The organism is Neorhizobium sp. SHOUNA12A (assembly GCF_023006505.1).
GTDB lineage: Bacteria > Pseudomonadota > Alphaproteobacteria > Rhizobiales > Rhizobiaceae > Neorhizobium.
Map to the genome: position 1 here is coordinate 15,041 of NZ_JALBGV010000024.1, position 24,930 is coordinate 39,970.

28 protein-coding genes are annotated in these 24,930 nt (G+C 61.5%); 13 read left to right on the forward strand and 15 right to left on the reverse strand.

The features are described 5' to 3' along the window. Positions 1-42: 42 nt before the first annotated feature. The gene (locus MOV63_RS13180) at positions 43-1,269 is read right to left on the reverse strand and encodes a PLP-dependent aminotransferase family protein (protein ID WP_247034124.1); all 1,227 of its coding nucleotides are present in this window, start codon (positions 1,267-1,269) and stop codon (positions 43-45) included. Between the two features lie 164 nt (positions 1,270-1,433). Between MOV63_RS13180 and MOV63_RS13185 the strand changes: the two genes are divergently transcribed. Further along, positions 1,434-1,643, forward strand: coding sequence for an AbrB/MazE/SpoVT family DNA-binding domain-containing protein (locus MOV63_RS13185; protein WP_038543378.1), 210 nt, complete (start codon positions 1,434-1,436; stop codon positions 1,641-1,643). After that, positions 1,643-2,029, forward strand: a complete 387-nt coding sequence (locus tag MOV63_RS13190; RefSeq protein WP_247034126.1) for a type II toxin-antitoxin system VapC family toxin — start codon at positions 1,643-1,645, stop codon at positions 2,027-2,029. Before MOV63_RS13185 ends, MOV63_RS13190 begins: the two co-directional genes overlap by 1 nt. Before the next feature lie 21 nt (positions 2,030-2,050). On the opposite strand, the gene ilvC is transcribed toward MOV63_RS13190, so the two are convergent. The 3 genes from ilvC to MOV63_RS13205 all read right to left on the reverse strand — a co-directional run bounded on the left by ilvC (position 2,051) and on the right by MOV63_RS13205 (position 4,814). Beyond that, positions 2,051-3,070 (reverse strand): ketol-acid reductoisomerase, encoded by a 1,020-nt coding sequence (gene ilvC, locus MOV63_RS13195; RefSeq protein WP_037082110.1) that lies wholly within the window; start codon positions 3,068-3,070, stop codon positions 2,051-2,053. 40 nt (positions 3,071-3,110) lie between these two features. Beyond that, positions 3,111-3,749: a TetR/AcrR family transcriptional regulator gene (locus MOV63_RS13200; protein WP_038543383.1), complete on the reverse strand. Its 639-nt coding sequence runs from the start codon at positions 3,747-3,749 to the stop codon at positions 3,111-3,113. 162 nt (positions 3,750-3,911) lie between these two features. Further along, a complete protein-coding gene (locus tag MOV63_RS13205) occupies positions 3,912-4,814 on the reverse strand; it encodes an AraC family transcriptional regulator (RefSeq protein WP_247034128.1) in 903 nt (300 codons plus the stop codon). 186 nt (positions 4,815-5,000) lie between these two features. On the opposite strand from MOV63_RS13205, the gene MOV63_RS13210 reads away from it, so the two are divergent. Continuing rightward, positions 5,001-6,047, forward strand: coding sequence for an NAD(P)-dependent alcohol dehydrogenase (locus tag MOV63_RS13210; protein WP_247034130.1), 1,047 nt, complete (start codon positions 5,001-5,003; stop codon positions 6,045-6,047). Positions 6,048-6,121: 74 nt separating this feature from the next. Here MOV63_RS13210 and MOV63_RS13215 read toward each other — a convergent pair whose 3' ends face one another. Both MOV63_RS13215 and MOV63_RS13220 read right to left on the reverse strand, forming a co-directional pair. Further along, positions 6,122-6,727 (reverse strand): hypothetical protein, encoded by a 606-nt coding sequence (locus MOV63_RS13215; protein ID WP_247034132.1) that lies wholly within the window; start codon positions 6,725-6,727, stop codon positions 6,122-6,124. An 11-nt stretch (positions 6,728-6,738) separates the two neighbouring features. Beyond that, positions 6,739-7,122, reverse strand: coding sequence for a winged helix-turn-helix transcriptional regulator (locus tag MOV63_RS13220; protein ID WP_405029331.1), 384 nt, complete (start codon positions 7,120-7,122; stop codon positions 6,739-6,741). A gap of 173 nt (positions 7,123-7,295) precedes the next feature. Between MOV63_RS13220 and MOV63_RS13225 the strand changes: the two genes are divergently transcribed. The 3 genes from MOV63_RS13225 (at position 7,296) to MOV63_RS13235 (ending at position 9,980) form a co-directional block, all read left to right on the forward strand. Further along, entirely contained in the window at positions 7,296-8,180 is an 885-nt protein-coding gene (locus MOV63_RS13225) for an SDR family oxidoreductase (RefSeq protein ID WP_247034133.1), read from the forward strand. A gap of 79 nt (positions 8,181-8,259) precedes the next feature. Continuing rightward, entirely contained in the window at positions 8,260-8,976 is a 717-nt protein-coding gene (locus MOV63_RS13230; RefSeq protein WP_247034134.1) for an aspartate/glutamate racemase family protein, read from the forward strand. Between the two features lie 59 nt (positions 8,977-9,035). Continuing rightward, positions 9,036-9,980 carry a helix-turn-helix domain-containing GNAT family N-acetyltransferase gene (locus MOV63_RS13235; RefSeq protein WP_247034135.1) on the forward strand — a complete coding sequence of 315 codons (945 nt, stop codon included), beginning with the start codon at positions 9,036-9,038 and terminating at the stop codon, positions 9,978-9,980. On the opposite strand, the gene MOV63_RS13240 is transcribed toward MOV63_RS13235, so the two are convergent. After that, the gene (locus tag MOV63_RS13240) at positions 9,977-10,729 is read right to left on the reverse strand and encodes a pyridoxine 5'-phosphate synthase (RefSeq protein WP_247034136.1); all 753 of its coding nucleotides are present in this window, start codon (positions 10,727-10,729) and stop codon (positions 9,977-9,979) included. The two genes, MOV63_RS13235 and MOV63_RS13240, sit on opposite strands and share 4 nt — an antisense overlap. 340 nt (positions 10,730-11,069) lie before the next feature. Here MOV63_RS13240 and MOV63_RS13245 point away from each other — a divergent pair, with 340 nt between their 5' ends. Then, on the forward strand, positions 11,070-11,759 hold the full coding sequence (locus tag MOV63_RS13245) for a MerR family transcriptional regulator (RefSeq protein ID WP_247034137.1): 690 nt from the start codon (positions 11,070-11,072) through the stop codon (positions 11,757-11,759). A 9-nt stretch (positions 11,760-11,768) separates the two neighbouring features. On the opposite strand, the gene MOV63_RS13250 is transcribed toward MOV63_RS13245, so the two are convergent. Next, positions 11,769-12,893, reverse strand: a complete 1,125-nt coding sequence (locus MOV63_RS13250) for an ATP-dependent RecD-like DNA helicase (protein WP_247034139.1) — start codon at positions 12,891-12,893, stop codon at positions 11,769-11,771. A gap of 190 nt (positions 12,894-13,083) precedes the next feature. Between MOV63_RS13250 and MOV63_RS13255 the strand changes: the two genes are divergently transcribed. From MOV63_RS13255 to MOV63_RS13265, 3 genes are read left to right on the forward strand one after another with little or no spacing between them, the layout of a single operon-like run. After that, entirely contained in the window at positions 13,084-13,461 is a 378-nt protein-coding gene (locus MOV63_RS13255; RefSeq protein ID WP_247034140.1) for a hypothetical protein, read from the forward strand. Beyond that, a complete protein-coding gene (locus MOV63_RS13260; protein WP_247034141.1) occupies positions 13,445-14,005 on the forward strand; it encodes an RNA polymerase sigma factor in 561 nt (186 codons plus the stop codon). The genes MOV63_RS13255 and MOV63_RS13260 overlap by 17 nt, the downstream gene beginning before the upstream one ends. Next, complete coding sequence (locus tag MOV63_RS13265) at positions 14,002-14,787, forward strand: anti-sigma factor (RefSeq protein ID WP_247034142.1); 786 nt, start codon at positions 14,002-14,004, stop codon at positions 14,785-14,787. The genes MOV63_RS13260 and MOV63_RS13265 overlap by 4 nt, the downstream gene beginning before the upstream one ends. 3 nt (positions 14,788-14,790) lie before the next feature. Here MOV63_RS13265 and MOV63_RS13270 read toward each other — a convergent pair whose 3' ends face one another. Genes MOV63_RS13270 through MOV63_RS13285 form a run of 4 tightly spaced genes read right to left on the reverse strand, consistent with a single transcriptional unit; the run spans position 14,791 to position 17,059 of the window. Then, a complete protein-coding gene (locus MOV63_RS13270; protein WP_247034143.1) occupies positions 14,791-15,162 on the reverse strand; it encodes a nitrile hydratase accessory protein in 372 nt (123 codons plus the stop codon). Beyond that, positions 15,149-15,808, reverse strand: coding sequence for a nitrile hydratase subunit beta (gene nthB / locus MOV63_RS13275; protein WP_247034144.1), 660 nt, complete (start codon positions 15,806-15,808; stop codon positions 15,149-15,151). The genes MOV63_RS13270 and nthB overlap by 14 nt, the downstream gene beginning before the upstream one ends. Continuing rightward, complete coding sequence (gene nthA / locus MOV63_RS13280; RefSeq protein WP_247034145.1) at positions 15,805-16,455, reverse strand: nitrile hydratase subunit alpha; 651 nt, start codon at positions 16,453-16,455, stop codon at positions 15,805-15,807. The genes nthB and nthA overlap by 4 nt, the downstream gene beginning before the upstream one ends. 10 nt (positions 16,456-16,465) lie before the next feature. Next, positions 16,466-17,059: a LysE family translocator gene (locus MOV63_RS13285; protein WP_247034146.1), complete on the reverse strand. Its 594-nt coding sequence runs from the start codon at positions 17,057-17,059 to the stop codon at positions 16,466-16,468. Between the two features lie 174 nt (positions 17,060-17,233). Between MOV63_RS13285 and MOV63_RS13290 the strand changes: the two genes are divergently transcribed. Further along, positions 17,234-18,076 (forward strand): aldo/keto reductase, encoded by an 843-nt coding sequence (locus tag MOV63_RS13290; RefSeq protein ID WP_247034147.1) that lies wholly within the window; start codon positions 17,234-17,236, stop codon positions 18,074-18,076. A gap of 73 nt (positions 18,077-18,149) precedes the next feature. Here MOV63_RS13290 and ilvN read toward each other — a convergent pair whose 3' ends face one another. Both ilvN and MOV63_RS13300 read right to left on the reverse strand, forming a co-directional pair. Then, positions 18,150-18,722, reverse strand: coding sequence for an acetolactate synthase small subunit (gene ilvN / locus MOV63_RS13295; RefSeq protein WP_038543428.1), 573 nt, complete (start codon positions 18,720-18,722; stop codon positions 18,150-18,152). Positions 18,723-18,772: 50 nt separating this feature from the next. Further along, positions 18,773-20,560, reverse strand: coding sequence for an acetolactate synthase 3 large subunit (locus MOV63_RS13300; protein WP_258719185.1), 1,788 nt, complete (start codon positions 20,558-20,560; stop codon positions 18,773-18,775). Positions 20,561-20,980: 420 nt separating this feature from the next. Between MOV63_RS13300 and MOV63_RS13305 the strand changes: the two genes are divergently transcribed. Beyond that, on the forward strand, positions 20,981-23,098 hold the full coding sequence (locus MOV63_RS13305; RefSeq protein WP_247034148.1) for an ATP-binding protein: 2,118 nt from the start codon (positions 20,981-20,983) through the stop codon (positions 23,096-23,098). 7 nt (positions 23,099-23,105) lie between these two features. Here MOV63_RS13305 and miaA read toward each other — a convergent pair whose 3' ends face one another. Continuing rightward, complete coding sequence (miaA, locus tag MOV63_RS13310; protein ID WP_247034150.1) at positions 23,106-23,996, reverse strand: tRNA (adenosine(37)-N6)-dimethylallyltransferase MiaA; 891 nt, start codon at positions 23,994-23,996, stop codon at positions 23,106-23,108. Here miaA and serB point away from each other — a divergent pair, their 5' ends adjacent. Continuing rightward, positions 23,997-24,890 carry a phosphoserine phosphatase SerB gene (gene serB, locus MOV63_RS13315; RefSeq protein WP_247034152.1) on the forward strand — a complete coding sequence of 298 codons (894 nt, stop codon included), beginning with the start codon at positions 23,997-23,999 and terminating at the stop codon, positions 24,888-24,890. The last annotated feature ends 40 nt before the right edge of the window (positions 24,891-24,930 follow it).

Sequence of the window (24,930 nt, forward strand, 5' to 3'; positions counted from 1 at the left end):
TTATCCGCGGCAGGCTTTTTCATACCCAAATGTTTCCTAGGCTCAGGCGGCCGTCCGGATTGCGTTGGAGACCAGGCGGCCGAGCCGCTTGATACCCTCGTCGATCATCGCCTCGTCGGCGCAGGAGAAGCTCATGCGCAGCGTATTGGCATTGCTGCTGTCCGCGTAGAACGCCTTGCCCGGAACGAAGGCGACCTTTTCCGTGGCGATCGATTTTGCCAGCAACTCGGCGCCGTCCATGCCTTCCGGCAAGGTTACCCACACGAACATGCCGCCTTCCGGACGCGTCCAGGTGGCGGTCTTCGGCATGTATTTGTCGAGAGCCGCCAGCATCGCATCGCGCCGCTTGCTGTAAACGGACCTGATCTTGGCGACCTGGGCGTCGAAACCGCGCGAGGCGACGTGCTCGATGGCAATCTGGTTGATCGTCGAAGAATGCAGGTCGGCCGCCTGCTTCATCAGCACCAGCTTGCGAATAACCGGCATCGCCGCGACGACGAAACCGACGCGCAGGCCCGGCGCCAGCGTCTTCGAGAAGCTGCCGCTGTAGATGGTGCGGGTGTTTTCGATACCGCCCCGGCGGGCGATGTCGAGCGCCATGATCGGCGGAATGGCCTCGCCATCATACCGCAGGTGCTGATAGGCGGCGTCCTCGAGGATCGCAATATCAAGTTCGTCGGCAAGCGCCAGCAGCCTTTCGCGGGCCGCCAGGTCGATCGTCTCGCCGGTCGGATTGGAAAAATCGGCAGACAGATAGGCGAACTTGACGGCGCCGCCGGTCTTGGCCGCGGTGTCGCGATAGGCTTCCGGCGTGCGGTTGCCGTTCAGCGAGAGCTGGTCGTAATTCGGCTCATAGGCATTGAAGGCCGAAAGTGCGCCGAGATAAGTCGGCCAGGTCACGAGGGCCGTGTCGTTCGGCGACAGGAACAGCTTGCCGAGATAATCGAGCGCCTGCTGCGATCCCGACGTGATGAACACGTTGTCGGGCGTGCAGTCGATACCGATCTTGGCGACGTCGCGGGCGATCCATTCGCGCAACGGCTTATAGCCTTCGCTGACGGAATACTGCAGCGCCGACCCGACCTGGGCACTGGAAAAAATATCCGAATAGGCTTCCTTGAAGGCCACGTCCGGAAACAGCGCCGGATCCGGAATGCCGCCTGCGAAAGAGATGATATCGGGCTGGTCGAGCAGCTTCAGCAGCTCGCGGATTTCAGAGGCGCGCATGCGGCTGGAGCGCGTCGCAAAGATTTGTTCCCAATCAAGCACGGGATGTTTCCTCTTATTTCAATTTTCTATGCCCAATCTTTACACAAAGACCGATAGGTCAGCAAGACTGACCTATCGGGGTAGCTGCGATTTTTTTCGCCTTTGATTTTGCCTGCAACGGCACTATCTTACGCATAGTCTATCGATCCGCAGAAGGTAAGATCATGACGACGGCGACCTTGTCCTCCAAATTCCAGATCTCGATACCCAAAGAAATCCGCGAAAAGCATAATTGGCAAGCTGGGCAGCAATTTGCCTTCATCCCTAAGGGCAAGAGCGTCGTTCTCGTTCCGGTACCGACGCGAGACGAGCTGAGAGGAATAGCAAAAGGCGCTGACACGAGCAATTATCGGGACAGGGACGATCGTTACTGATGCGCGTCATCGACAGTTCGGCGTGGATCGAGTGGCTGGTCGACAGTCCCCTGGCTTCACGCCTGGCGGACGAGATACCTGAACCGCACGAATTGATCGTCCCGACGATCGTTCAAATGGAAATGTGCAAATGGTTGATAAGGGAGAGGGGCGAGGAATCCGCCGAACGCTTCATGTCCTATACCACCGAATGTATCGTCGTTGAATTAGGCACCGAGATAGCCTGGGATGCCGCCGAAGCTTCCCTCCGTTTCAAGCTCCCGACCGCAGACGCCATCATCTACGCGACAGCAAGGCTCCTTGACGCCGATCTGGTGACCTGCGACCGGCATTTCGAAAACCTGCCGCATGTCACTTATATTCCAAAATCCGGGGCGGAAACCTGATTCCGCCCCGGCTCATTCGTCTTAGTTGACGCTCTTGTCGACCAGCTTGTTCTTGCCGATCCAGGGCATCATGCCGCGCAGCTTGGCGCCGACTTCCTCGATCTGGTGGCTGTCGTTCATGCGGCGGATGCCCTTGAAGCGCGAGCCGCCCGCACGGTATTCCTGCATCCAGTCCGAAGTGAACTTGCCGGTCTGAATGTCCTTCAGGACCCGCTTCATCTCGGCCTTGGTTTCTTCGGTGATGATGCGCGGACCGGTGACGTATTCGCCCCACTCGGCCGTGTTGGAGATCGAGTAGTTCATGTTGGCGATACCGCCTTCATAGATCAGGTCGACGATCAGCTTCACTTCGTGCAGGCACTCGAAATAGGCCATTTCCGGCGCGTAACCGGCTTCGGTCAGGGTTTCGAAACCAGCGCGGATCAGCTCCACGAGACCGCCGCAGAGAACGACCTGTTCGCCGAAGAGATCGGTTTCGCATTCTTCGCGGAAGTTGGTTTCGATGATGCCCGAACGACCGCCGCCGACGCCGCAGGCGTAGGAGAGAGCGAGTTCAAGCGCGTTGCCGGAAGCGTTCTGGTGAACGGCAACGAGGCAGGGAACGCCGCCGCCCTTCTGGTATTCGCCGCGAACCGTGTGGCCCGGGCCCTTCGGCGCGATCATGACGACGTCGACCGAGGTCTTCGGCTCGATGAGGCCGAAATGGATGTTGAGGCCGTGTGCGAAGGCGATTGCCGCGCCGTCGCGGATGTTGCCGGCAATTTCGGCCTTGTAGATGTCGGCCTGGAGTTCGTCCGGGGTCGCCATCATCATCAGGTCGGCCCACTTGGCGGCCTCGGCAACGGTCATCACCTTGAAGCCGTCGGCTTCGGCCTTCTTGATGGTCCCGGAACCGGCCTTCAGCGCGATCACGACGTTCTTGGCGCCCGAGTCCTTGAGGTTCAGCGCGTGTGCGCGACCCTGGCTACCGTAGCCGATGATGGCAACGTTCTTGGACTTGATGAGGTTGATATCGGCATCCCGATCATAATAAACGCGCATCGTTTTTTCCTTCCCTATGCGTGAGGTCTGTTGATGATTGTTATCGTCCAGCGGAGACGCCGAGCACGTCTGCCGATTGTTTCTGCGTGCCGTGCAGCGTGAGGAACGAAGCGACCGCCCTCTCTGCCTGGCGCGCATTGTCCTTGAGGCCGGGTTCGCCGAGCAGCATGCGCACATGCAGGTCGGAAACGATCAGGCCGTAAAGCGTGTGATAGGCGGCATCCGCGTTGTCGAAGCGCAGCAGCCCTGCCCTCTTTCCCTGGTCGATCAGCGCCATGGCACGGCGATCAATCTGCCGGCGGCCGTGTTCGAGCAGAAGCTTGCCGAGCTTCGATCCTTCCCGGGTCGCCTGGCCGATCGCCAGCCGGTTCAGCGCCAGCGAAACGTCGCCGGCCAGAACCTCCAGCAGATCGCGGGCAAAAAGTTCGAGGTGGTCGCGCAGGAGATCAGCGGTCAGCCGCTCGCCGGAACGCTCAAAGGTGCGCACCTTGCTCGCCTGATGGGCGATCATCGCCGCCAGCAGGCCTTCGCGATCGCCAAACCACTTGTAGAGGCTTTCCTTGGAGCAATTGGCGGCGCGGGCAAGACCGGAGGTCGTCAGCGCCTTCTCGCCGCCTTCCACGAGCAGCCGAAGCGCCTGTTCCAGAACGGCGTTCTGGCGCGGCGAAAATTCGGGCATGTCGGTGGCGTCGGCTCTCACGTTCTCAAATCCTTTTGCGTACCGTACGGTACGGTTCTGCTCGTATAAAGCATCCGCCGCAGCCGTCAAGTCCGTTCTTCGAGCTGCCGCAACGACAAGGCGCTGAGGTTTCCCGGCTGATCCACGAGGGTTTAAGCCTCGCTATTCCGCGGCAGCCAGGATAGCACCCACGTCACGCAGCGGTGACACACCGTAGAGCCGGCTGTATTCGCGGCTGAACTGCGACGGGCTCTGGTAGCCGACCCGGTGGCCGGCGCTGCCAACATCCAGCCCTTCCAGCAGCATCAGCCGCCGCGCCTCATGCAGGCGCAGCTTCTTCTGGAACTGCACCGGCGTCATCGCGGTCACCGACTTGAAATGGTGGTGCAGCGAAGATGGACTCATGCCCACATGGTCCGCCAGGTCCTCGATCCGCAGCGGCCGGTGGAAATTGGCGCGCAGCCAGGCGACGGCGCGGGCGATCCGGTTGCTGCGGCTTTCGGCGGTCGCGATATGAATGAGCCGTGGGCCATCCGGCCCGGAGAGGACACGATAGAGAATTTCCTGCTCGATCAGCGGCGCCATGGCGGGAATATCCGCGGGCCGATCGAGGAGCCGAAGCAGCCTTGTCGCGGCATCGAGAAGTTCCGGTGGCGCGACATTGGAGACGATGCCGCGCATGGCATCGGTGTCGGAACCAAGCCGGGGAACGTCTACCCGCTCCAGCAGCGCGGACAGGCGGTCCGTATCGATGGCAAGCGCGAAACATAAGTGCGGCACCTCCGGGCTTGCGACCGTGACGCGCGAGGTCACCGGCAATTCGATCGAGGTGAGAAGATAATCGCCGACGCCGTAGGCAATCACCTCGTCCCCCAGCTTGACGCTCTTGGTGCCTTGCAGGACCAAACCGATGCAGGGCCGGTAATCCATATAGAGCGGTGCGGTTGGGACCGTCCGCCGGCTGAGCATCAGATTTCCAACGGCCGTGAACACTTCCCCATCCTTCTGAACGTGCCGCGCGGCAATCGAGGCCGCCTCGTGATAGGGATTGAAGGGCAGTGTCATGGAGCCTCCGGGATGAGCAGATGAGCGCTTTTCCTATGCCGACTTGCCGATGAAACCAACAGGCGGGCGATCACTTTTGCAGGATCGTGCAAAAAGCTCGCAGGATCGCTCTAACGCCGTTGCGAGGTCCGGAGGCATAGTCCGCGCGTCCAATTCCCTCCCAACCAACAGATGAATGGAGCTCCCATGGCTATTGCAAAAGGCTATGCCGCGACCGACGCGTCGAAACCACTGACGCCTTTCACCTTCGAGCGCCGCGAACCCAATGACGACGACGTCGTCATCTCGGTGCAGTATTGCGGCGTCTGCCATTCGGACATCCACCAGGCCCGCAACGAATGGGGCAACTCCCGCTTTCCGATGGTGCCGGGCCATGAAGTGGCCGGCGTCGTTTCGGCCGTCGGCGCTGGTGTGACCAAGTTCAAAGTCGGCGACCGTGTCGGTGTCGGGTGCTTCGTGAATTCCTGCATTGGCTGCGCCACCCGTGATCTCGACTACGAACATTTCCTGCCGGGCCTCACCCAGACCTATAACGACGTCGAGGCCGACGGCACGACGCCGACCTATGGCGGTTATTCGGACCAGATCGTCGTCAAGGAAGGTTATGTCCTCTCCTTCCCGGACAATATTCCGCTCGACGCCGGCGCCCCGCTGCTTTGCGCCGGGATCACGCTCTACTCGCCGCTGCGCCACTGGAAGGCCGGTCCCGGCATGAAGGTCGCGATCGTCGGCATGGGCGGCCTTGGCCATATGGGCGTCAAGCTCGGTGCGGCCATGGGGGCCGATATCACCGCGCTCAGCCAGACGCTGTCGAAAAAGGAAGATGGCCTGAGGCTCGGCGCCAAGGAGTATTACGCCACCAGCGACGCCGAGACTTTCGCCAAGCTCGCCGGAACATTCGACCTGATCATCTGCACGGTCGGCACGACGATCGACTGGAACGCCTATCTCGGCCTCCTGAAGTTCGACGGCTCCATGGTGTTGGTCGGCGTCCCGGAACATGCGGTTCCGGTCCATGCCTTCTCGGTCATCGGCGGCCGCAAGAGCCTCTCCGGCTCGATGATCGGCTCTATCAAGGAAACCCAGGAAATGCTGGATTTCTGCGGCGAGCACGGCATCACGTCCGAGATCGAGAAGATCAATATCCAGGATATCAACGAAGCCTATGAACGCGTCATCAAGAGCGACGTGCGCTACCGCTTCGTCATCGACATCGCCTCGCTGGCGGCTTGACCACCACCGCGCCAATAAACTACAGGGCGGCTTCCGGGCCGCCCTGCCAGCCTGCGATGTACTGACCGCAAAGACTAACCTCCGGCCGAACTCAAAGACGGTCCGCGCCGCACCAATTCGTCGAAAAGATTATTGACGGCATGCGGATCGGCCGCATCAACGATCCTCAGCCCGTTTTCCCGAGCCGCTTTGTGCATTTCCGCATTGTCGTGAACGGAACGCTCAATAAACGCGTCGAACATAGCTCGATCGCCCTCCCCGGCCTGCAGATATCCCGCCTCGGCTCGCATTCTCTCCCGCAGGAAATCTGTATCGGCATGGAGACATATCCCGACAAGCGTCTCCGAAACGAGCGGCGCGATGAATTCAGGCCGCAGTGCCGATCCTTCCAGCACAAATGGTTTTCGAGCTTCTATCTCGCCGTCGATCATTCGCTTCAGGCCGGGCCACATGTTTTCGTGATGCACCCTCAGGAACCAGTAGATCGTCTCCGGCGAAAGGCGCCTATAATACTCGGCCACAGGTGGACGGACGCTCGGCCACGGCCGCCCTGGATGCCGCCCGAGACTATCGGTCGATACCATGTTCAAGTTGAGAGTCTCGGCCAGACGTTTTGCCAGCGTCGTTTTGCCGACATGCGAGCTTCCAGCGATCAATATGCCTGACAAGCCTTGATCCATAGCGGGCTCGATCAGGCGAGTTCGCTCTCGTCGTATTTCACCCGCGCGGCCTTCACCGACGGATGATTGGCTTCCGCCCATTGCAGCACCTTGGAAAGCGGCTCGAAGAGCGAGCGTCCGAGATCAGTCATCCGGTATTCGACGCTCGGTGGTTTGGTCGGAAACACTTCGCGTTCGATATAACCGTCGCGCTGCAGGTCGCGCAGCGTCTGGGTCAGCATTCGCTGAGAGATATCCGGCACCAGCCGGCGAAGCTCGCCGAAGCGATAGGGCTGGCGCGCCAGGGCCCCGAGAAGCAGCGTCGACCATTTGCCGGCAATCCGGTCGATAACGTCCCGGACCGGACAATTATCCATGTTCCATCCGGACGTATCGCATTCCTTGCCGTCCAGCATCGGCTTACGGCTTGCATTGAGGGCCATGGAGGTGGTTCCCTTGAAGTAACGATCTCCCTGGAAACTGCCTCCTTTACAGATCGAAGTCAATTCCTATTCTAGTGCTAGTCTCTTTTTGAGACCAACAATATTCGCCGCGCCGACAGGCCGGCCATTGCCAGGAAAGAAACCGCATGACCAAACTTCTCGTCACCGGCGCCGCCGGCCATCTGGGCCGCGCAGTGCTGCGTCACCTGCTGGAGACATCCAAGGTCGCTGCCGCCGACATCGTCGCTGCCAGCCGTGATCCGAACAAGCTCGCCGACCTTGCCGCCAGCGGCCTGGAAACCCGCGCAGCCGATTTCGACGACGAAGCCGGGCTCGTGAAGGCATTCACCGGTGTCGACCGCGTGCTGATCATTTCCACCGACGAACTGGCAACGCCCGGCAAGCGCATCACGCAGCACAGGAACGCCGTTTCCGCCGCCAAGAAGGCCGGCGTGAAGCACATCGTCTATACGTCCATGCCCAACCCCGACAAGTCGCTAGTCACGTTCGCGCCGGATCATCTCGGCACCGAAGAGGCCATCAAGGCGAGCGGTGTCGCCTACACGATCCTGCGCAATTCCTGGTACCACGACAATTATCTGATGGGCATGCCGCACAATCTTCAGGTCGGCAAATGGTACACGTCCGTGGGTGCGGGCAAGATCACCACGATCAGCCGCGACGACTGCGCCCGTGCCGCAGCCGGTGCCCTTGCCAATCCGCCGGCCGGCAGCCACACCCTCACCCTCACCGGTTCGGAATCCCTGACGGCCAACGAAATCGCCGCCCGCGCATCAACTGCCACCGGCAAGCCGCTTGAGGTCGTTGATGTCACCGACGAGCAGCTGACCCAGGGCCTTACTGGCGCCGGCCTGCCCGCCTTCGTCGCGACTATGCTGGTCTCGGCGGATGCCAATATCCGCGCCGGCAATTTCGAACAGGTGACGAGCGACTATGAGACGCTGACCGGCCAGAAGCCGCAGACGCTCGCTGCCTATTTCGAGACCCAGAAGGCCGCGCTCGCCGCTTAGCATCTTGCCGGATTGCGGCTCTCCGAATTTCGCGATAAATGAGATGGAGTTGCCAATTCCATCTCGTTTGGAGAAAAAAATGCGCAGGATCGGCTTGATTGGCGGAATGAGTTTCGAAAGCACTGCCGTGTATTATCGGCTGATCAACGAGATGGTGCGCGACCGCCTCGGTGATTTTGCGTCGGCCGATCTCCTGCTCCATTCCGTCAATTTTGCCGAGATCGTCGACATGCAGAAGGCCGGCCGCTGGGATCTGGCGGCCGAGCATCTTGCGGGCAGCGCGCGCAGGCTGAAGGCGGCCGGCGCGGAATGCGCGCTGATCTGCACCAACACCATGCATCTCGTCGCCCCGCAAGTACAGACCGCGATCGACATACCCCTCATCCATATCATCGACGAGACCGCCAAGACGTTGAAATCGCAAGGCCTGAAGCGGCCGCTCCTGCTCGCCACACGCTACACGATGGAACACGGTTTCTATACCGATCACATGAAGGGGCTCGGTATCGACGTCATGGTGCCGGATGCGGACGATCGTACCGATATCCATAACATCATCTTCAACGAACTCTGCGCCGGGATTGTTCTCGATACCTCCCGCACCCGGGCCATCGCGATGATCGAAAAGGCGAAGGCTGAAGGCGCCGACAGCATCATCCTCGGCTGTACGGAAATCTGCCTCCTGCTCGATTCGGCAGGCCTCCCCGTGCCCGGCATCGATTCCACCGCCATCCATGCCAAGGCAGCCGTCGATTTCGCGCTTGGCCAGCCGGCGGCAAAACAGGCCGCAGCGTAAATTTATTTGACTCAGTCCAACAAATATCTGACAGAGTCTCCCTAAAGGAGACTCTACCGATGACCGATCCTGCCGTTCTCGATGCCGTCCGGGCCTTCAATCGTTTCTACACCAACAAGCTCGGCGTTCTCGCCAAGGGCTATCTCGACACCGATTACACGCTGACCGAAGCGCGCATCTTGTACGAGATGGGCGCCCGCAAACGGGTGTCCGCGACCGAGCTTAACCGCGATCTCGGCCTCGATCCCGCCTATCTCAGCCGGCTGCTGAAGAAATTCCGCGAGGCGGGCTTCCTCGCCAGCGAGCCGGACCCCGACGACAAACGCAGCCAGATCCTCATTGTCACCGACAAGGGACAGGCCGAATACGAGACGCTCGGTGAACGCTCCCGCCAGCAGATCGCCAGGGATTTGAGGGAAGTGGACACGTTCGGCCACGAAAGACTGATCGGCTCGATGCAGGTGATCCGCACCATTCTCGATCCGCAATCGGCCGCGCCGACACCGCCGGTCGTCATCCGTCCGCATCGTGTCGGTGACATGGGCTGGCTGGTCGAAGCCCAGGCGGTCGCTTATGCGCGGGAATACGGCTGGAACGACAAGTTCGAAGGGTTGGTCGCCGAGGTCGCCGGCAAGTTCATCGCCAACTTCAACCCTGAGCGCGAACGCTGCTGGATCGCCGAACGCGACGGCAAACGTGTCGGCTCGGTGGTCGTGGCGGATGGCGGCGACACAGCCAAGCTGCGCCTTCTCTACCTCGATCCCGCCGCCCGCGGCCTTGGCCTCGGCCGGACGCTCGTCGAACAATGTATCAAATTCTCGACGCTCGCCGGTTACAAAAAGCTGTCGCTCTGGACCAATGATTGCCTGAGTGCGGCAATCCGCATCTATCAAACGGCCGGTTTCAAGCTCGTCGCGGAGGAAAAGCACAACCTGTTCGGCCCGGAATGCAACGGCCAGACCTGGGAGCTCGAGCTCTGCGAGGCAAAACTGTCGTCGAATTAGACGACCTGGCCGCAGGCGCGGCAGAAGCGGCGCACGGTTTCCGCCATGCCGTATTCGAGCGCATCCGCCGTCAGGCCATGGCCGATCGAGACTTCCGCCATCTTCGGAATACGCTTCACCAGTGCCGGCAGGTTTGCGACCGTCAGGTCGTGACCGCCATTGACGCCAAGCCCTTCGGCAAATGCCGCATCCGCCGTCCGCCCGAGTTTTTCAAGGATTTCGGCGCCGCGCTCCGGATTGTCGAAACAGCCGCCATAGGGCCCGGTATAGAGTTCGATACGATCAGTGCCCGTCCCCCCGGCGAGCTTCATCGCCTCGACGTCGCCGTCGCCATCGGCAAACAGCGACACCCGCATGCCGCCCTTCTTGAGCCGCGCCACGATCGGCTTCAGCATCTCGCTCGTGGCACGGAAATCGAATCCGTGGTCGGAGGTCGCCTGGGTCGGATCGTCCGGCACCAGGGTTACCTGCTCCGGCTGGGTCGCCTCGCATAGCGCCAGGAAATCCTCGCTCGGATATCCTTCGATATTGAACTCGGCATTCGGGAACTCGTCGTCGATCAGCGCCCGAAGAACCGGCAGATCGGTGAAGCGGATATGGCGCTGGTCGGGGCGCGGATGCACCGTCAGGCCGGCCGCACCCGCCTGCAGCGCGATGCGCCCCAGCGCTTCGACGCTTGGCCATGGAAGATCGCGACGGTTGCGCAGCATGGCGATGGCATTGAGGTTCACGGAAAGCTTGGTCGGCATGGCAATACCCGGTTTTGAAAGGTCGATCCGCTTTTAGGCCATGCGCCTTCGCAATGCCACCGGGTTTAGAAAAATGCACTTATAAAGAGTTTTGATGGACGAGAATTCACGAGGCAACAGGGGCTACCATTTCTTAAAGTTTTAGCTAATCTATATCTAACAGAGTTCGCCGGGCAGGCCAAAAGGCGGCGGAATACGGTTTGAACAGCGAATTCTGCCACTCATTTCAATCGGGTCCGCATTTTCAGTACCGAGGTTCCATCCGAGAGGTCCGACGCAATGTCGCAACCTTCAGATGCATATTCGACCACGCCGCCGACTTCAGGCGCAAGGGGACTCGATGCGAAGCGATACCATGCAGGCCATGACCGAAAATGCGCCGCCGGCGCGAGCAGCCCATTATTTTCCTCCTCTTCCCCAGGTCTCCCTTCCGTTTGAAATGCCGAGCCAGCCTGTGGCGATCGCCGAAATGGCGGATCTCTTCGGCGTCACCCACCGCACCCTTCACTTCTATGAGGAAAAGGGCCTGATCACCGCCCGCCGCTCCGGCAGCATGCGGGTCTATGACAGGGTCCAGATCCATCGCATGGCGGTCATCAATGCCTGCCGCGAAATCGGCATTCCTGTGGCGGTCATCCAGGAACTGATGGAAGAGCTTGCCAGCGCAACGTCGGAGACGGAAGCCAACGAGATGTTCCACAACATGCTGGCCCGGCGCAAGCGGGAGCTCACCTCCGACATTTCCAATATCCGCCGGCAGATGCAGCAGATCGAAAACCTGCTGGTGGCCGAGGAAGAAGAGCAGGCGCTCGCCGGCCCCAAGCCGATGTCCCTGGTTCTGAGCGACATCGAGAAACGGTGCCTGGGGCTGATGGCCGAGGGTTATTCGGCACCACGGCTCGCCCGCGCGCTCAACCTCGAATTCGAGGACCTGCGCCGGATGGAGGATGACATCATCCAGAAATTCCAGGCGACCAACCGTTTTCAGGCCGTCGCCAAGGCGATGCTGCTGGGTTTCGTGCCGAACTGATCGGCTTCTTTAGCGGACGATCGTCAGAGTTTCGGCCGCGCGCGTGATCGCGGTATAAAGCCAGCGCTCCCGGCTGTCGCGAAACGCCCAGCTTTCATCGAACAGAACGACGTTGTTCCACTGCGAGCCCTGCGCCTTGTGAACTGTCAGCGCGTAACCGTAATCGAACTCGTCGTAACGCTTGCGGGTCGTCCAGGGGATTTCCCCTTCCTGCTCTTCGAACGCCTGTTTCAGAAGCTTGATCTTGGCCGCACCGCGATCCATGTCGTCGTCTTCCGGCCGGATCATCAGGTTGATGCCGGGCTTCACGGTCTCGCGCGACGAGCTCATCACCTGCCAGAGCGAGCCGTTGAGCAGGCCCTTGGCCGGGTCGTTCCTGAGGCAGACCAGCTTGTCGCCGGATTGCGGATAGTCGGCGGTAAAACCTTTCAGTTCCCGGAGCCGCTGATTGTAGCGCTTGCGGGTCTTGTTGGTGCCGACCAGAACCTGGTCCGCCTCCATCACCAGCGGCTGCGTCACCTCATTGCGGGAGATCACCTTGGCGGTACCGTAGTCGCCATACATGATCTCCTTACCTTCGCGCACGTCCATCGCCAGCTGGATGATCGGGTTGTCGCGCGCCTGGCGGTGGATATCCGTCAGCAGATAGTCTGGATCCTGTTCGGTGAAGAACCCGCCGCCGGAAACCGGCGGCAGCTGGCCGGGATCGCCGAGCACCAGGATCGGCGTGCCGAAACTCATCAGGTCCTTGCCGAGCGCCTCGTCCACCATCGAGCATTCGTCGATGATAATAAGCGCCGCCTTGGCGACCGGGCTCTGCCGGTTGATCGAGAACATCGGCGAGATTGAGGTCTTGCCGGCATCGTCCTCGACCGCCTCCTCGCCGCGCGGCCTGTAGATCAGAGAGTGGATGGTTTTCGCGTTCCGCGCCCCGCGCGAGCGTAGAACCTGCGCCGCCTTGCCGGTGAAGGCCGCGAACAGCACCTCGCCATCGACATTTTCGGCGAAATGTTTGGCAAGCGTGGTCTTGCCGGTGCCCGCATAACCGAACAGCCGAAAGACCTGGCTGCGCCCCTCTTTCAGCCATTGTGAAACGGCCTTGAGGGCCTCGTCCTGTTGCGGTGCAAATTGCATGGCGGGACTTGGCAGGATTCTGCGTCCAAGCGCAACCGAAAAAGAACGAAAGATGAATCAAAGGCCGGGATGAGCGGTTCGATCATCTCCGAAAAAATCTTTGGTCCTCGACGGAATAAATCCACGCCTGCCGGTGTCTTGACTTCGGTGGCCGATGTGAGGCCGCCATTCAAAACCAGGGAGACGATCCATGAAGACCTTCATTCTCGTGCCTTTCGCGCTCGCCGCGCTGACCTCGGTGGCCTTTGCCGCCGGCCCGTTCAAGACCGTCAAGACCTCGACCAAGGGCGATGTCGTTGCCGGTGAAAAGGGCATGACGCTCTACACCTTCAAGAACGACAAGCCAGGCACCTCCAACTGCTACGACAAATGCGCCACCAACTGGCCGCCGGTCATGGCCGCTTCCGATGCGAAGGCTGATGGTGCATACTCCATCGTGACCCGCAAGGACGGGGCCAAGCAGTGGGCGAAGGACGGTATGCCGCTTTATTACTGGGTCAAGGATACCAAGGAAGGCGACACCACCGGTGACGGCGTGAACGGCGTTTGGGATGTCGCAAAGCCCTGATCAATCCACTTCCGGAACGGCGCGTGAGGCACAGGCTCCCGCGCCGCTTTCCTTCGAGACGCAGATCCTAGCCCTCCTGCCCTCGCTCAGGCGCTATTCGCGCAGCCTGACGCGCTCGGACACAGAGAGCGAGGACCTGCTACAGGATTGCGTCGAGAAGGCGCTGGTCAGCCGCGGCCAATGGCGCGGCGCGAATTTCAAATCCTGGACCTACAGGATCATGACCAATCTTCACCTCAACGCGCGACGGTCGATCGCGCGGCGTCCGTCCGTCGGCATCGAGGAGGCCGAGAGCTTGGCTGCGAGCACGAGCGCCGACGATCCCTTGGAAAAGAACCGCCTCGTCCAGGCACTGGAGACGCTGCCGAAGGATGCGCGCGCGGTGCTGATGCTGGTGGTCGTCGAAGGTTATGCCTATCAAGAAGTCGCCGACATGCTCGAAATTCCGGTCGGCACCGTCATGTCGCGCCTGTCGCGGGCGCGCCAGGCTTTGCGGGAAAAAATGCGGGAGGAAAACGTCATACCATTGCGGAGACCACGATGACCGAAGCCGGATCCGTATCCGAAGCGGAACTGCACGCCTATGCCGACGGCTTCCTCGACGAGGCTGACCGTGCCCGTGTGCAGAATTTTCTGGCCGAAAACCCGGACGCCGCGCAGATGGTGGCCGACTGGCAGGAGCAGAACGACGAATTGCGCGCCGTCTTCGCCGGTCACGAACGATCGAAACCGACCGATATCCAGCTTCTCACCGGTGGCCTGGCGCGCACCGGTATCTGGCCGTCCCGCCGCTTGGCTCTGGCAGCCGCCGCAGTTCTGATCTTCGCAGCCGGCGCGCTCGGCGGCCATTATGGCCCGCTTCTGTTCGAACGCCCGGATATCCAGCTTGCCGAGGCCGAAATCCTACCCCGCGAGGCCCGCAACGCCTTCCTCGTTTATGCAAGCGAAGTGCGCCACCCGGTGGAGGTGTTTGCCAACGAGGAGACGCATCTTGCGAACTGGCTCGGCAAGCGGCTGTCGATTGCCAATCTCAAGGTTCCGAACCTTCAACCGATGGGCTTCAAGCTGGTCGGCGGCCGCCTGCTGCCGGTCGGCGGCAAGCCGGGCGCGCTGTTCATGTACGAGGACCAGACGGGCCAGCGCCTGACCGTGCTCGTCGGCCGCAACAAGGAAAACCGCTCCACCAGTTTTCGCTTCGCCTCCGCCAGCACGGTCGAGACCTTCTACTGGATCGACGGCGAGCTCGGATACGCCGTCACCGGCGAAATCTCCCGCGATATGCTGCGCCGGGTCGCCGAGGAATGTTACCGCCAGTTTCCGAGCTGATCTTCAGCGCAGCGGATCGTTGGCAAGCTCGATCGGCCGGCCATGCGGCGTCGCCTCGGCGGCCCGCTGCCAGCTCTGCTGCAGGCTGAGGATCGTTTCGCTGTCCGCGACGCCCTTGCCAACCAGCAGCCCGGAGAGTGCCGCCACCCAGCAGTCGAAATAGTCGCTGCCATCCTCGGCCCGGCCGGGCTTGTGGACCTCGCCTGAAAGCGCTTCGGCCCATTCGCTCCAACTGAATAGGCCGCGCTCGTGCAGATGCACCGTCATCGCGAAAGCTTCCGCGGCCCAAGGCTCCGGAAACACCGGATCACCCTCCGGTGACTTCGGCAATCCGGGCGACTGCGCCAACGCCGATGGGATTTCACACGCGCTCAAGATAGCTCTCCCAGGCATCGATCGAGACCGTCAATGTCGGGTCTGCACCCTCGCCCCAGATTTCTGGCCCGTCGAACACGACCGTATAGACCCATTGCGGGTTCTCGCCCTTGCCATGCGCATTGTCGTCCGGAAACACAAAGGAACCCTGCACGGCCTCGACGAAACCGGTTTTGGCGCGGGCATAACGCGGCAGCCGCGTATGTGTCTCGGGATTGAAATTGCGTGTCCGCACCCGATCGCCCGGCTGGAATGATGGCTTGGTCTCGACCGGCCGGTCGCAAGGTCCGCCCTTGGCAAGCACGCCCGCCACCATATCCGCCTTCAGGATGCGTTTTGGCGTGGCGGGCTCCATCTGCTTTTGGCCCGCATCGATTTCCGCCCTGGTCGCGAAGCCATGGCGTTCGAGCAGCACTTCCAGCGCCCGTATCCAGATCTCGTAATAGCTCGCGCCCAGATACGCCGCCGGCGGAATATTTTCGCGCGCATGCCGGCTTTCGTCGATCGTCCAGCCACCGAGAGCACCGCCGGACAGTGTCAGCCCCAGCGCCCGCTTTTCCCACTCGGTATGGAAATAGGGCTCGTCCTTTTCCGGCGCCACCGGCCCGAAACCCATCTGTCCGCCGAGATCGTGAGGCCCATTCATGGACGCGGCCCCGCAATCGCGGTGCCGATCATCGCATCGCGGCTGACGAGATCGGCAAGCGCCTCCTCGCCGAGATCCTCTGTGCCTTCCGGCCGTTCGGGGATCACCAGATACCGCAGTTCCGCCGTGGAATCCCAGACGCGGATCTTCTTGTCCTCCGGCAGCGTCAGCCCAAATTCCGCAAGCACGCCGCGCGGATCGATGACCGCGCGCGAGCGATAGGCCGGCGCCTTGTACCAGACCGGCGGCAGTCCGAGTACCGCCCACGGGTAACAGGAGCACAGCGTGCAGACGACGAGGTTATGGGTATCAGGCGTATTGAACACCGCCCGCATGTGTTCGCCCTGCCGGCCGGTATAACCGAGGCTGGCGATCGCCGCCGTCGCGTCCGTTCTCAGCCATTCGGCGAAATCCGGATCGCTCCAGGCCTTGGCGACCACTCGGGCGCCGTTGCGCGGGCCGATCTTCGTCTCATAGGTCTCGACGATCACATCGATCGCCTTCGGATCGATCAGCCCCTTTTCGGTCAGCACGCTTTCCAGTGCTTTCACCCGCGCCTGCATGTCGCTGTAGCGGTTGTCGTGCTGGTGGTCATGCCCATGATGGTGATCGTGATCGTGCTCGTGCTCGTGATGATCTGCGGACATGGTTGTCTCCTTACTTCAGCATTGGCCAGAGACTGGCGACAAGCAAGAGTGCCATGGTGATGTTGAACCATTTCAGCCGCGCCGGCACCGACAGCCATTCGCGCAGCGCCGAACCGAAACCGGCCCAGGTCGAAACGCTCGGCACGTTGACGGCGGCGAACGCCAGCCCCACGAGCATCACGGTCGGCAGGTAATATTCCGGGTTCGTATAGGTTGCCATGGCCGTGACCGCCATGACCCAGGCCTTCGGATTGACCCATTGGAAGGCCGCCGCGCCAATAAATGTCATCGGCTGCGCACCGGTCTTGCCGTCCGACAGGCTGCGCGACGTGCCGATCTTCCAGGCGACCCAGAGCAGATAGGCGCCGCCGGCGAATTTCAGTCCTGCGTAGACGACCGGCACCGAATGCAGCAGCGCGCCGAGGCCAAGGCCGACCGCGATCAGCAGCGACAGAAAACCGGCACCGATGCCGAGCATATGGGGAATTGTCCGCGTAAAGCCGAAGTTCACGCCCGACGCGAAGAGCATCATGTTGTTCGGCCCCGGCGTGATCGAAGTCGTGAAGGCGAACAGGACGAGGGCCAGAAAGGTTTCCAGCGACATATTTTCTCCTAGCGCCAATCCGCCCCGGTTATCTCGACCATCTCGTTTCCCGGATGGCCTGCCTTCCGGTGATAGGATCGTTGGCGGCGATCTTCAAGCGGAACTTGGCAACTTCAATCGACGCCATATTTCGATAAGATACCCATCTCCAGAAGCAACTGACCGAGGCCTTTCATGTCCGACATCCCGACAGTCACCCTGCCCTCCGGCATTTCGGTCCCGGCGCTCGGCCTCGGCACATGGCAGATGGGCGAGGACAGCCGCAAGGCCGAGGCAGAGATTGAGAGCCTGAAGCGAGGCCTCGACCTCGGCCTCACACTGATCGACACGGCAGAAATGTATGGCGAGGGCGGCGCCGAGAAGATTACGGCACAAGCGATCGCCGGCCGGCGGGACCAGGTGTTTCTGGTCAGCAAGGTCTATCCCTGGAATGCCAGCCGCAAGGGTGTCGTAGAGGCCTGCGAACGCAGCCTCGACCGGCTGAAGACCGACCGGCTCGACCTCTATCTCCTGCATTGGCGCGGCGAACATCCGCTGACCGAAACCGTCGCCGGCTTCGAGGAGCTGCGCCGGGCCGGCAAGATCGGCGCCTGGGGCGTCTCCAATTTCGATCTCGATGACATGCAGGAACTGATGGAGGTGCCGGATGGCGGAAACTGCGCCGCAAACCAGGTGCTCTACAATCTCTCCCGCCGCGGCATCGAATACGATCTTCTGCCCTGGTGCCAGGAACGCGGCATCCCGGTCATGGCCTATTCGCCGATCGAACAGGGCCGGCTTGCCAGAAGCGGCGAACTGATCCGCATCGCCAAGGCCTATCAGGCGACGCCGGCACAGGTGGCGCTCGCCTTCCTCTTGGAACGCGACGGCGTCATCGCCATCCCCAAATCCGCCAATCCGGACCGCGTCGCGGAAAACGCCGAGGCGGTCGACCTGGATCTCAGCGAGGCGGACTGGACGGCCCTCGACGCCGCCTTCCCGCCACCGTCGCGCAAGGCGCCATTGGCGATGATCTAGTCGAGATCAGGCGTTCGACGTTTCGCCATCAGAGTGTCGAACGCCCGCAAGACATCGCTCTCCGCCCGACCCGTTACATCCCCTGCGGACCGCGGTTCATCGCCGCGATCCCGGTGCGGCAGACTTCAACCAGGCCAAGCGGCTTCATGATCGCCACGAACTGGTCGATCTTCGAGGATTTGCCGGTGATTTCCAGGATGAAATGCTCGACCGTCGCGTCAACGACCTTGGCGTGGAAGGCATCCGCGAGCCGCAGCGTCTCGGCGCGGTGGTCACCCTGGCCGACAACCTTGACCAGCGCCACCTCGCGCTCGATTGGCCGTTCCTGGCCGAGTGCATAGGCACGAACCGTCAGGTCGACGACCCGGTGCACCGGCACGATGCGTTCGAGCTGCGCCTTGATCTGTTCGAGCACCGTCGGCGTGCCGCGCGTGACGATCGTAATGCGGGATAGGTGAGCTTCATGTTCCGTTTCCGAAACCGTCAGGCTCTCGATATTGTAGCCGCGGCCGGAAAACAGGCCGATCACCCGTGCGAGAACACCGGGTTCGTTGGCGACGAGAACCGAAAGCGTGTGGCTCTCGGCCTTCGCGGTCTCGGGGGCGATGAAGTAGGCGGAGCCGGTCGGTTGCTGATGCGCATTCATTATCTTAGGTCCATTTCCTCAGAAATTTGTTGAAGGATGTGCCGCCCGTCTCAGACGAGCTGGCGACCCTTGGCATCGATGGCATTGGCAACCGCTTCGTCGGTGGCTTCGTCCGGCAGCAGCATCTCGTTATGTGCCTTGCCCGAGGGGATCATCGGGAAGCAGTTGGCGAGATTGGCGACGCGGCAATCGAATATCACCGGCTTCTTGACGGCGATCATCTCCCCGATCTTGTCGTCGAGCTCCTTCGGATCGTCGCAGTAGATGCCGACGGCGCCATAGGCTTCCGCGAGCTTGACGAAGTCCGGCATCGCTTCCGTATAGGAGTTCGACAAGCGGTTGCCGTGCAGCAGCTGCTGCCACTGACGGACCATGCCCATGTATTGGTTGTTCAGAATAAAGATCTTGACCGGCAGGTTATGCTGGATGGCGCAGGACATTTCCTGGATGCACATCTGGATCGATGCGTCGCCGGCAACGTCGATGACGAGGGCGTCCGGATGCGCCACCTGAACGCCGATCGCCGCGGGCAGGCCATAACCCATGGTGCCGAGGCCGCCCGAGGTCATCCAGCGGTTCGGCTCCTCGAACTCGAGGAACTGCGCCGCCCACATCTGGTGCTGGCCGACTTCCGTGGTGATGTAGGTGTCATGCCCCCTGGTCGCCTCGAAAAGGCGCTGCAGCGCATATTGCGGCATGATGACATCGTTGGAATGCTTGTAGGAAAAGCTCTTGCGAGCCCGCCAGCGGTCGATCTGGCTCCACCATTCCTCGGTCTGCGCCTTGGCCGGCTTCTTCGGCAGGGCGCGCCACAGGCGTATCATGTCTGCGAGAACGCTGCCGACATCGCCGAGGATCGGAATGTCGACATGCACGTTCTTGTTGATCGAGGACGGATCGATATCGATATGGACCTTGCGCGAATTCGGCGAGAACGCGTTGAGGCGGCCGGTAATACGGTCGTCGAAACGGGCGCCGATGCAGACCATGACGTCGCAGTCATGCATCGCCATGTTCGCCTCGTAGGAGCCGTGCATGCCGAGCATGCCGAGCCAGTTCTTTCCGGAAGCCGGATAGGTACCGAGCCCCATCAGCGTCGAAGTGATCGGGAAATCGCTGAGCTCGACCAGCTCGCGCAGCAGCCGCGAGGCTTCCGGGCCGGAATTGACGACGCCGCCGCCGGTATAGAGAATCGGCCGGCGTGCCGAGGCCATCAGCTCGATGGCCGCCTGGATGGCATTGATGTCGCCCTGGGTGCGCGGCTGATAACTGGTGTTTTGGGCAATCTCCGGCTTCGGCGTATAGGTGCCGGTCGCAAACTGGACGTCCTTCGGGATATCGACGACGACCGGGCCCGGCCGCCCGGTCTGGGCGATGCGGAAGGCCTCGTGGATGACGCCGGCCAGGTCGTTGACGTCCTTGACCAGCCAGTTGTGTTTGGTGCAGGGCCGGGTGATGCCGACGGTGTCGCATTCCTGGAAGGCGTCCGAGCCGATCAGCGTCGTCGGGACCTGGCCCGACAGGCAGACCAGCGGCACCGAATCCATCAGCGCGTCCTGCAGCGGGGTGACGGCATTGGTGGCGCCTGGACCGGACGTCACCAGCATGACCCCGACCTTGCCGGTTGAGCGGGCATAACCTTCGGCCGCATGGCCGGCGCCCTGCTCGTGGCGAACGAGAATGTGCTGAATGTCGTCCTGCTGGAAGATCTCGTCATAGATCGGCAGGACGGCGCCGCCCGGATATCCGAAGATATGTTCGACGCCATTGTCCTTCAGAGCCCTCAGGACGATCTCCGCACCAGTCATCCGGTTATCTGGCGTCTGATTATCTGGCATCTGATTGTTCGTATCCGTCATTGTCTTGGTCCATTCGCTGCTGGATTTTTTACCGGCGGCTCCTCCGAGCCGGATTGAAGGCATAAAAAAAGGCCCCTTGGAGGAGCCTGTCTTTCCGCGCATGGGTGGCTGTCGCCGGACGGTTACACCGTCCTGCCCATGCGCGTTCCCACCACAATAAGAGCGATCGAGATCTTCATGGCGCGAAGTGTTAGCCAGATAAATGTCGTTCGTCAACGTGGGCATGCGCCAAAAATCGTCATCAGTTTGATTTTGCTGCTCCGTTTCCACGCATTCGGCCGCGCGCTTTCCTATACGAGTTGTTAAGGCCGGCACAATATACTCCTCCTGTTTGGAGGGTAGCGACCCGACGGACGAGCCCCGAGCTGATCCGCCACCCCCAATAATAGGGGCCCGAGTTTGTTGAACAACGATCTGCAACGTTCCGCATCCGCAGGAGAGCAGGATCGTCGCGACATCCAGAGACCCGGCAACCGCATGCTTGGCCGCGTCGTCGCTTGCACCGGCTCGCACGCCACCATTTCCGCCGTTGCCGAACACGGCGAGACCGATCTTACAGAACTGTGGTCCGTCGGCCGGCTGATCTCCATCAGTGTCGGCGAAAACCGTGTCGTGGCACTTGCCTATGCAATGCAGACCGGCGGCAAAGAGTGGAGCGAAAACGGCAACACCAGTTTCCACATCGAGGCCGAGCTGCTCGGCGAGGTGCGCAAGGGACCCGATGGCCGCGACGAGTTCACGGGCGGCATCTCGTGTTATCCCTATCTCGGCGCGGTCGCGCACCGCATTCGCGCCGCCGACCTTTCCCGCATTTATGATACCGGCAAGAACGAAACCTGCGTGGTCGGCAAGCTGACGCAGGACGACACGATCGACGCAACGATCCATATCCCCTCGATGCTGTCGAAACATTTCGCCATCGTCGGCTCGACCGGCGTCGGCAAGTCGACCGCCGTCTCCCTGCTCCTCCACAAGGCGATCGAGACCGACCCGAAGCTGCGCGTCCTCATTCTCGATCCGCACAACGAATTTGCCGCAGCCTTTCCCGATCACGCGGTCGTCATCGATACCGAAACGCTCGACCTGCCCTTCTGGCTGATGCGGCTCGAAGAGTTTTCCGAAGTGGTTTTTCGCGGTCGTCCGGCCGTGGCGGAAGAACTGGACATCCTGCGCGACCTCATTCCGGAGGCGAAACGCGCCTTTCGCGGCAACGAAACGTCGCTGATGCGCCGCTCGACCGAAAAAAGCTCGGTCACCGCCGACACGCCGGTTCCCTACCGTATGGCGGACCTATTGGCCCTGATCGACGAACGGATCGGCCGCCTCGAAGGCCGCGGCGAAAAACCCTTCCTGCGGTCGTTGAAGATGCGCATCCTGTCGGCGATCAACGACCCGCGCTATCACTTCATGTTCTCCAACAATACGATCAACGACACGATCATGGAGACGATCGCCTATATCTTCCGCATTCCAGGCGACGATCGGCCAATCTCGACCTTCCAGCTCGCCGGCATTCCCTCTGAAGTCGTCAATTCTATCGCCTCGGTCCTCTGCCGCATGGCGTTTGAACTGGCGCTCTGGAGCAATGGCGCCATCCACATGCTCGTCGTTTGCGAAGAAGCCCACCGTTATGTGCCGGCCGACCGTGAACTGGGTTTCTTCCCGACAAGGCAGGCCATCTCGCGCATCGCCAAGGAAGGCCGCAAATACGGCGTCTCGCTCGGCGTCATCACCCAGCGCCCCGGCGAACTCGACCAGACGATCCTGTCGCAGTGCTCGACCGTGTTCGCGATGCGACTGTCCAACGACCGCGACCAGGAAATCATCAAGTCGGCAATCCCGAATTCGTCGATTTCGACGACCAGTTTTCTGTCGTCGATCGGCAATGGCGAGGCGATCGCTTTCGGCGAGGCGATCTCCGTGCCGATGCGCATGCGGTTTTCTCGCGTCGAGAAGAAATACCTGCCCAAGGCCAATGGCGTCGCCGACAAGGGTACGGAGGACACGCCGGATACGGTCGACCTGCGCACCGTGATCGCCCGCATGCGCGCCGTCAGCGGCCCGGATATTTCCGCCTTCCAGCAAAGCTACGCCACGGCGACGGCGCCCTTCCCGGAAGGCGCTTCCGACTCGGAGGAGGACGCCGATGACGATTTCCCGCCGGCGGGCGATGCCGAACTCGATCGCTGGAACCGGGAGATCCGCTCAACCGGCCATGTGACGATCAACCCCACACCGCCCATGGCGACCAACCCGCAGCTGGAACCCTATCGGCCGGAAATGCTGCCGCGCGCGGCGGCACCCGAACAACCCTTAGCGCCCCGACCTGACCGTTTCGCAGAACTGCGCCGCGACCGTCCGCCTGAGCCGCCGCCCTACCAGCCCGCACCTCCGACATTCCAGCGTCCGCCGGCACCCGAAGGCGCGCCGCGCCCGAACCCGCTGCTCCGGCGCGAAGGATCGCTGCGCGAAAGCCTGCTGAAGAAACCGCTGAGCAGCCTTTACGACAAGGACTGAGCCGGTCTCAGGCCAATCGCTCCCAGCTTTCGTCCATCTGGTTGCGAAACCAGGTCATCTGCCGCTTGGCATATTGGCGGGTCAGTGCAGAGCTGCGTTCGATAACCTCTTCCCGGCCGATGCGGCCTTCCAGCATCTCGGCGATCTGTGCAACGCCGATCGCCTTCATGACAGGCAGGTCGGGTGCGGGACCGAGCGCCAGCAGCGCCCTCACCTCATCCACGGCCCCGGTCTCCAGCATTGTCTCGAAACGGCGGTTGATCCGTTCGTGCAGCAGCTTTCTGTCTGGCAGGACGACAAGCTTCTTCGCCCTCGAAGGGTCGATCACCATCGGCCCCTGCCTGCCCTGAAATTCGGTGATGGAGCGACCGGTCTCGGTCAGAACCTCCAACGCCCTTACGATCCGCTGCCCGTCCCTGGCCTCCAGGCTCGCGGCTAAGGGCGGGTCACGCACCAGAAGCTCCGCATGCAGCGCCTCGGGGCCTTCCTCCTTCAGGCGCAGGCGCACCTCGCAGCGAATATCCTGCGAGATTTCCGGCATGTCGGACAGCCCGCCGGTCAGCGCCTTGAAATAAAGCCCGGTGCCGCCGACGAAGACCGGCAGCCGGCCGTCACGCTTCAATTCCGGCAGGAGCGCCGTCACGTCCCGCAGCCACTCGCCGGTGGAATAAGCCCTCGTCGCCGGCACATGCCCGTAGAGCAGGTGCGGCACGCCCTCCATCTCGTCCTCCGCCGGTCGCGCCGTCAGGATCCGCAGCGTGTCGTAGACCTGCATGCTGTCGGCATTGATCACCACGCCGTTTTTCTCGCGCGCCAGGCGCAATGCAAGCGCCGACTTGCCGCTGGCCGTCGGCCCGGTTATCAGGATCGCATCAAAATTGTCGATAAGGTCGCTCATATGGCTTTCGTTGCCACGCTCATTGCCCATCCGTCAAACCCAGTTCTCACGCAAAAGCTCGGAGAACAAGCGGCGGAGGCAGTGAAAGCCTCGGGCCTCTACTGGCTGGCGGATGGTATCGCCTGCGATATCGCGCTGCGCGACGGAACCGACCCGCAGATAGCCGAGGCCGATCTGAGGGCTCTCATTGGCAGCGCACCCATCGATCTCGTTATCCAGGCTGCGGATACGCGTCGCAAGAAATTCCTGATCGCCGACATGGATTCGACCATGATCGGCCAGGAATGCATCGACGAGCTTGCCGACGTCGTGGGGCTGAAGGACAAGGTCGCGACGATCACCGCCCGCGCCATGAACGGCGAGATCGCTTTCGAACCCGCGCTTCGCGAGCGCGTCGCACTTCTGAAGGGCCTGTCTATCTCCGTGGTCGACGACGTCATCGCAAAGCGCATTACACTGACATCAGGCGGGCCTGAACTGATCGCCACCATGAAGGCCAAAGGCAATTACGCCGCCCTCGTGTCGGGCGGCTTTACCGTCTTTACCAGCCGCATCGCCGCGACCCTCGGCTTCGACGAGAACCGCGCCAACATCCTCCTCGAAAACGACGGCATTCTCACCGGTGAGGTTGCCGAACCCATCCTCGGCAAGCAGGCCAAGATCGACGCGCTTCTCGCCATCACCGAAAAACTCGGGATTTTGCCGGACGACACGATCGCCGTCGGCGACGGCGCCAACGATCTCGGCATGCTCGACATCGCCGGTTCCGGCGTCGCGCTGCACGCCAAGCCCACCGTTGCCGCCCAGGCCAAGATGCGCATCGACCACGGCGACTTAACCGCCCTGCTCTATATCCAGGGTTATCGCAGGACGGATTTTGTTGCGGCTACCTGATAGCTCTTTCCATTGATATTTACGTATCTGTATGTACAAT